This is a genomic window from Legionella sp. (assembly GCF_049790535.1).
Taxonomy (GTDB): Bacteria; Pseudomonadota; Gammaproteobacteria; order Legionellales; family Legionellaceae; genus Legionella.
Genome location: NZ_JBAQZB010000051.1, coordinates 1 through 1,774 on the forward strand (window position 1 = coordinate 1; position 1,774 = coordinate 1,774).

Genomic DNA, 1,774 nt, shown 5'->3' on the forward strand with positions numbered 1-1,774 from the left:
CTTAAAAAAACAACTTATTTTTTCTAATGAACAACTCTTTCTTGCCTCCATTCTCTTGGTACAGATGATCATTCAAACACAATTGGAGCAAGGGATATATGAGTAAATTCGTGTGGATCGTTCAGGACTAGCCCCCATAGTGGGAATAGATAAGCCACCACTAGCAATGACTAAAGACTGACATTGAAATGTGCCTTGGGTGGTATGAAGTTTAAAGCGTTGGTGTGGTTGAATTTGCTCAATACGTGTATGTAACTGTATTCTCGCCTCAGCTTTAGTACATTCAATAAGCAGCATATCAACAATGTCTTTGGATTTAGTTTCACAAAATAGTTGACCCAGTGTTTTTTCATAAAATGGGATAGAATGTTTTTTAACCAGATCAATAAAATCCCATTGTGTATAGCGAGTTAATGCCGACTTAAAAAAGTGAGGGTTATGAGAGTTGTATTTTTCCGGCTGAATATAATAATTGGTAAAATTGCAGCGGCCACCACCAGACATTAAAATTTTTTTCCCAGCTTTATTAGCATGATCCAATACCAGTACTTTACGATGACGTTTACTTGCTTCAATAGCACACATTAGACCTGCGGCACCTGCACCAATTATAATGACATCTACTTCTTCCATAATCAGGAATTTACTTATTTGAACTTCAGCGGGTGCAAAAGAGTATCACAAGCCAGCCGATTTTAGTAATGTCTCTTCTTTTTCAATAAGCATTGTCTATAATTTATAGACAAAATTACAATTTACGAATAATTAGTGAGCGATGCCATGACGCATGCCAAAATCGAAAAATCTAATATAAACATTTATCAATTTCCCCCAACAGAAGTAACTAATGCAACTCAGCTTACCCTAGGCGATTTGCATGCCAATGCAATGTTTATGATGCATTTTTTAGTTACTAATGGTGTTGTAAAAATTAGTGAAGAAATTTATAGGAAATTAACAAATATTTATTGTAAATCAGATGTGACAAAAACGGATATTCAACAATTTAATCAAATTATAGATGAATTAGAAATTAGTGAAAAACCATTAATCCGGTTTATTGGGGATGAAATTTGCGATCGTGGTCAAAATGATTACTTTATATTTAAAATTCTTGATAAACTCAAAAAATCTGATGTTAAAACTGAAATAATACTTTCAAATCATGGTATTGAATTTCTGATTCCTTATGAAAATAAACGTGAGTTATATGCACCCAACATTGGATTTATGGGGCAATCCAAATCAATGGATAATATGCGCAATCTTATAAAAAAAGGTGTCATTACAACAGAAGAGGTAGATGCTTTAATTACTGAGAGTTATTTACCTAACTTGAAATTAATTTCTTATTCCCTACATAAGAATAATATTACGATTTACAGTCATGCAGGCATTGGATTAGAAACAATTCAAGCCTTAGCAAAAAAATTTAAAAAGCATAGTATTGTTTATAAGGACAAAACAACAAAAGATTTAGCTCAAACCATCGAAGCGATTAATGAAGTTTTTTCAAAGCATGTCCAAGCAGGAACAGCCCATACTTTAGCAGTGGATATTACAAATCCCTATGATTTTAAGAACGATCCCGTTACCTTTTTAATATGGAATCGTTCTTATGGTAAATTAAAGAGAAAGCAAAAAAATAAGGATAATCCAATGTATTTTGCTCATGGGCATGACTCACATGAGCCAACGCAGAATAATATATTTAATCTTGATAATATTTCCTTTAAAGGAGCTTCTGATCACGTTGGATCCTATACAGTATTGG

Annotated in this window: 1 protein-coding gene and 1 pseudogene; one reads left to right on the top strand and one right to left on the bottom strand. The window is 32.9% G+C overall.

Going from position 1 to position 1,774, the window contains the following annotated elements; genetic code table 11:
* Positions 1 to 123 precede the first annotated feature (123 nt).
* A pseudogene (locus tag WA877_RS02565) lies at positions 124 to 633 on the bottom strand (FAD-dependent oxidoreductase); the annotation flags it as partial.
* 147 nt (positions 634 to 780) lie between these two features.
* Between WA877_RS02565 and wip the strand changes: the two are divergent.
* Positions 781 to 1,774, top strand: a 994-nt coding sequence (gene wip, locus WA877_RS02570; RefSeq protein ID WP_425169373.1) for a Dot/Icm T4SS effector Wip, incomplete at its 3' end; no start/stop codon positions are given.